The sequence below is a fragment of the Bartonella sp. AS69XJJH genome, assembly GCF_042195585.1.
GTDB lineage: Bacteria > Pseudomonadota > Alphaproteobacteria > Rhizobiales > Rhizobiaceae > Bartonella.
The window spans coordinates 1-6,215 of the sequence record NZ_JBHIOO010000035.1; the positions used below are offsets into that span (position 1 = coordinate 1).

Sequence of the window (6,215 nt, forward strand, 5' to 3'; positions counted from 1 at the left end):
CTCGATAAAACCAATATTGAAGAGGTATCTCAAGAATTACAAGAGTTTTATGACAGCGTAAAATTCCGTGCCTCTGGAATTACCTCCCCCCAAGCAAGACAAAACCTTATTATCAAACTATATGAGGATTTTTTTACCAAGGCATTTAAGAAAACCACCGATAGACTTGGGATTGTTTATACGCCCGTTGAGGTTGTGGATTTTATCATTCATTCTATTGATGAAGTGTTACGCAATGAATTTGGAAAAAGCCTAGGGTCACGTGGTGTCTCTATTCTTGACCCTTTTACAGGTACTGGTACCTTTATCACACGGCTTTTACAATCGAATCTCATCAAACCAGAGGATATGGAATATAAATTCCGTCATGATATCCACGCCAATGAGATTGTTTTACTCGCTTATTACATAGCAGCGATTAACATTGAATCGACTTATCATAGTCTTATGAAAGGTGAGTATATCCCTTTCAAGCATATTGGTTTAACCGATACGTTTCGGATGCTTGAAGAGAAAAATCTGCTACAAAAATTATTTAAAGAAAACAGTGAATATTTAGAACATCAGAAAAACCTCAATATTGAAGTTATCTTTGGCAATCCTCCTTATTCGATAGGGCAAAAGAACGAAAATGATAACGCAAAGAATACTTCTTATCCGATTTTAGATAAACGTATTCGTGAAACTTATGCGGCTCAATCGAAGGCAAGCCTTATAAGAGGTCTGTATGATAGTTATATTCGTGCTATCCGCTGGGCAAGCGACCGTATAAAAGACCGTGGTGTTATTGGTTTTGTTTCTGGTTCTGGTTATATAGATAAATCAACAATGGACGGTTTACGAAAATCTTTAGCCAAAGAATTTACAAGCATTTATGTACTTAATTTACGGGGGGATATTCGTAAAAGTATGATGAATAAAAATAATTCTCAAGAAGGAGAAAATGTTTTTGGTAATGGAAGTATGACGGGTATTGCTGTAACGTTATTTATCAAAAATCCCAATGCTTCTGGAGAGTGTAAGATTTATTATCATGATATTGGTAAGAATCTCACGACAAAAGAAAAACTTACTGCTCTCGAATACTTTGATAGTATTGATGGTATCACTAATAAATCAAGCTGGAAAATAATTACACCTGACGAGCATGGTGATTGGATAAATCAACGTGATGACAGTTTCAAAATTTTTTTAGCAATAGGTGATAAGAGAAATCATGATAAAAAGCTCTTTGAAACATTTTCTCTTGGCGTTGTAACTAGTCGTGATGCGTGGGCATATAATGCAAGCCGTAAAGCTTTATCAAAAAACATGAGTAATATGATTGTCTTCTATAATAGCGAAGTAGAACGGTTTAATGATACTTATATACATGCTGACCGTAAAGCACGTATCAAAGCCGTAGATAACTTCGTTAATATTGATGCTACAAAGATTAGTTGGAGCAGTAGTCTCAAACAAGAATTAACAAGGGGAAGTTTTTTTGAATTTGAAAGTGGTTGCTTAGTTCAAACCCTTTATCGTCCCTTTACCGAACAATGGCTTTACTACAATCGTATTTTTAACCATAGAATTTATCAAATGCCTTGTATATTCCCTATGGAAAAAGCAATTGAAAATAAAGTCATACAAATTACCGGTATAGGAGCAATGAACGATTTTTCTACATTTATGAGTAAGGCTGTGCCTGATTTTAAGGTAATAGAGAATGGTCAATGCTTTCCAAGATATTTTTACGAAAATACTACGGTTTCAAAAGGTAAAAATAAGCAACAATCCCATTTATTTACAGAAGACAGCCAAACAGCTGGTTTACAACGCCGTGATGCCATTACGGATGAAGGATTAGCACATTTTAAAGCTGCTTATCCTAATGAAACTATCACGAAAGATGATTTGTTCTATTACGTTTATGGAATCTTACATTCAGAAGATTATCGTGCCCGTTATGCTGATAACCTCTCTAAAGAATTGCCTCGTATCCCTTGTGTAAAAACTGCTGATGATTTTTGGAAATTTGTAACAGCAGGGCGTGAACTCGGTCATTTGCACGTAAACTATGAAGATGTAGAGCCTTATCCAGTGAACTTTAAAAAGGGTAATCCAAAACTGACTGATATCTCTAATCTTGAGAAATTCTATTACGTGACTGAAATGAAATTCGCAAAAGCAGGTAAAGAGAAAGATAAATCAACTGTTATTTATAACAGCAATATCACAATAACAGATATCCCTCTTGAGGCTTATGAATATATCGTCAATGGTAGACCCGCTCTTGAATGGGTTATGGGACGTCAATGTGTTAAGACTGATAAAAAGAGTGGCATTGTTAATGATGCCAATCGCTATGCTGTTGAAACCGTTGGCAATCCTGCTTATCCATTAGAGTTATTTCAAAGGGTTATTACTGTAAGTTTAGAGACAATGAAAATTGTTAAGAACCTACCAAAATTGGAAATTAGAGAAACTGAATAGACTTATAAAGCATGCTCACATAACGGGTATGATAAACTCATAAGGGGTATAGAGCTTATAACCATAATCTATACCTCTCTTGTTAAGTTGATTAGATATAATCTTTAAAAAGAGTGTTTATATGCGTTATTCTAAAAAGAAATCATTTGCACTTTTAGATACTCTTATTTGGATTGCTTTAAGACTTTAAGAAACCCTATCTTAAAGTGAATACGCTTCTTTTGGATTGCCTTTAAAAGATTATATCGCAATCTCAAATGATAGCTTTATTATTTTCAAAAGCTTTGTTTAAAAAGAGTTATGTATATTCATTTTGCTTATAGGTTTTGAAGGTGTAAAAACCGTCAAAATACCTTCAAAACGTATATTATTAGTTGAATTTAGAGGTTGTATTATCAATAGAGGTTGTTTTTTAAAGATCTGTAAAATATTAACACATTGAAATATAATGTTTTTATTTTTTGCTATTTTTTATATAAAAGCAGCAACCGTCAAAACTCAAAACCTCTTCAAAACTCATAACCATAATGATCTTGATAGCATTTCTTATGATTATACCCCCTTTCTTTTGAAAGGCTTTAAAGGATCATATGTTTTTTTAAGACGTGTTTTAATCACTCACTAAAATCATAAGGTTATCTATTTAAATAAACTGATAAAAATTCATACAAGGGATTTTAATAACGTAATCAGTTTTTACTTTCATATGCTTTTCATAAAGCACGTTTTAATCACTCACTAAAATGATTACTTTTGTCAGTTCAATTTACTGACAGATAACTGACAAATATATATTATTAATTGTATTTATGGGTTGTATCTTAATAAGGGTTGTATCATTAAAATGCCAACCTATTGAAATATAATGTTTTAATTTTTTATCTCATTAAAAAAATACTATAGGGGTTAGAGTTAACTGACTAAACTGACAAAAATGACAAAAGTCTATTAAAAGGGATTTTGCTCATCTCTATAATTATCAGTTTCTATTGAGATGTTTTCATAACGGTTTATAAATCACAATTATCCTATTTATCATTTCTCTTATGAAAATGAAAAATGATGCGGTGGCTATAAAGAACATAACAGCTATAAAGCACGCGTGAAAAAAGCAGGCTTTCATAATCACATGCAAATGAAAGCATTGGTTATAAAAACAGTCCCTATAAAAAGCTGTTAAGTTGCAAATGTGTTATTAAAAGAAATTAACAGAAATCTTTAAAACCATTTAGTAAAAAACATGATAGGTTGTAAAGATAAAAATACGCATGATGAGAGCGTTTCTAAATATTATAAATGTATAGATTCAGAAAATAATGCAATCGTTTCACAAAGAACATAATATAGCTTTAAAAGCACATAAATATAAAAGAAGAAATTAATAAGCATAAGATATTATTAATACACAACGTATTAAAAAAATAAGAAAAAATATCAAAAAAGATAAAATAATATTTGACAATAAATACGTATTTTGTTACATAAATACTCAAGTGATTAACAAACACTTTCGTTAAGCGGATAGGTTACGATACAACCTTTCCCATGTCTTTAAAATACTGACTGTCTTTTATGTTTTAACTAGCATATAATGACTCTGTCGGGTGTGCTTACACCATACAATACCCTATGGGGAAAGTGTAAGCAACGGACTTAACGCCGTGTTTGTTAGCGCCCGATGCTTGTTAAGAGCGTCAATAACAAACAATTTAACGTTAAGGTTTTAACTATGACAAATTCAAACAATATCCCCGTTATCTCTTCCATTTCAAATGCAACCGCGCCCGTTAATCAACAAAATCCTGCAAAAAAATACGAATTTACAGGTGAGACAATAGAGGTTGGCTTTAAAACCCTTCATAGGATTAGAGCTTTAAGAGATTTTGGAGATGTAAAAAAAGGCGATTTAGGTGGTTTTATACAAGGTGAAAGCAACCTCTCTCATGAGGGCAATTGCTGGGTCGGAGGGAAAGCCAAGGTTTATAGCAATGCACGGGTTTACGATAATGCCGTTGTAAGTGGCTATGCTCATGTAAACAATGTTGCTTGCATTTATGAAAACGCCCGTGTTTATGGCAAGGCTGTTGTGGCTGGTCAAGTCTATGGCAATGCCAAGGTTTATGGTTTTGCACGCATTTATCCGGATGCTCATATTTTTGATAATGCTTGCGTTCATTATTACGCTTGTGTCTTTAATGATACAAAAATTTATGGCAATGCGAAAATTTCTGGATATGCTTGTATTTTTGCAAATGTAAAGATTTTTCGCAATGCGATCATTAAAGGGGATACTTGGGTTCGCAATAATATTGAAGTCTGTAGTAAAGAAATTGTCTATAACGATCAGTCATTAAAAGAAGCTGCGTAATTGACACGCGCGGGCGCGGCGGGGGCGCCCCTCTTTAAAACATCTCATTTTAAAAATTAAATCTTCTTATAAAGGAATTGTGCCATGCAAAAGAAATTTGCACTCACAAATGAGACACGTGTAATTAATAATCATACCCTTTATCGCATTAAAGCATTAAAAGACTTTGCTGATGTTAAAGCAGGTACTTTAGGGGGCTTTATTGAAAAGGAAGATAACCTCTCTCATGATGGTAATTGCTGGGTAGCTAATGAGGCTTGTGTTTATAATAATGCTCTTGTTTCTGATAATGCTACTGTTTTTAATTATGCTCGTGTTTTCGATAATGCAACGGTTTGTGATAATGCAAAGGTATTTGATTTTGCTAGTGTTTATGACAATGCAAAAATACATGATAATGCCTTGGTTTTTGGATATGCTTTTGTTTACAAACATGCTCGTGTTTTTAATAACGCCGCTGTATGTGATAAGGCTGTTATAAGAGACAATGCAAAAGTCTATGGGAATGCTTTTATTAATTGGTATACACGTATTGAAGACAATGAAACGATTAATCTTGCATCTCAAATTTCTGATGACACTTGTGTTTCTTTACCTATAACAAAAAAATACGAATTTACGAATGAAACGCGTTGTGTGGCTGGTCATACTTTACACCGCATTAAAGCCATTAGAGATTTTTCTGATGTAAAGACTGGTGATTTAGGTGGTTTTATCGAAAATGAAAGCAATCTCTCTCATGATGGCAATTGCTGGGTTTATGATAATGCTACCGTTTTTTGGGAAGCTGTCGTTTCTGACAATGCAAAAATACATGATAATGCTTGTATTAATAGAAATGCTAAAGTTTATGGCAATGCCGTTGTTAATGATGATGCATGGGTTTTCGGTGCAAATGCTCATGTTTATGGCAATGCAAAAATTAATGACAATGCTATCGTTCGTGGTCAAGTTTATGACAATGCCTTTGTTTGTAATAAAGCTAATATCATTTTTGATGCAAAAATCTCTGACAATGCGAAAATTGCTGATAGTGCTTATGTAAGGGGCTTTGTTTATGGCAATGCAAAAATATTAGGCTCTGCTCGTATTGATTGGGCTGCTCATGTTTACGATAATGCCGTCGTTTCTGACAATGTATATGTTTGTTACTTAGTAAAAATCTTTGGCAATGCTATAGTTGATGGCAATCAAAAAATTTATGATGATATTGGGAATAATAACAAAACTATAAATGAAGCTGCTTAAATAAAGCATGGGCGTTGTGGGGGCGCCTGCTTTCTAATCAAATTCTTCCATTCCAAATTTTATCAAACGTTTATCACATTAGATTGTGAGGGTATCTTTATGTGCAAAAAATATGAATTAACTA

The 6,215-nt window shown here is 33.2% G+C and carries 3 protein-coding genes; all 3 read left to right on the plus strand.

Annotation, left to right across the window (positions count from 1 at the left end):
* A partial coding sequence (locus ACFIK6_RS08765; protein WP_375642228.1) for a type ISP restriction/modification enzyme occupies positions 1 to 2,475 on the plus strand: 2,475 nt, incomplete at its 5' end.
* A 1,729-nt stretch (positions 2,476 to 4,204) separates the two neighbouring features.
* Entirely contained in the window at positions 4,205 to 4,843 is a 639-nt protein-coding gene (locus ACFIK6_RS08770; RefSeq protein WP_375677557.1) for a hypothetical protein, read from the plus strand.
* An 84-nt stretch (positions 4,844 to 4,927) separates the two neighbouring features.
* Positions 4,928 to 6,091: a hypothetical protein gene (locus ACFIK6_RS08775; RefSeq protein WP_375677558.1), complete on the plus strand. Its 1,164-nt coding sequence runs from the start codon at positions 4,928 to 4,930 to the stop codon at positions 6,089 to 6,091.
* The last annotated feature ends 124 nt before the right edge of the window (positions 6,092 to 6,215 follow it).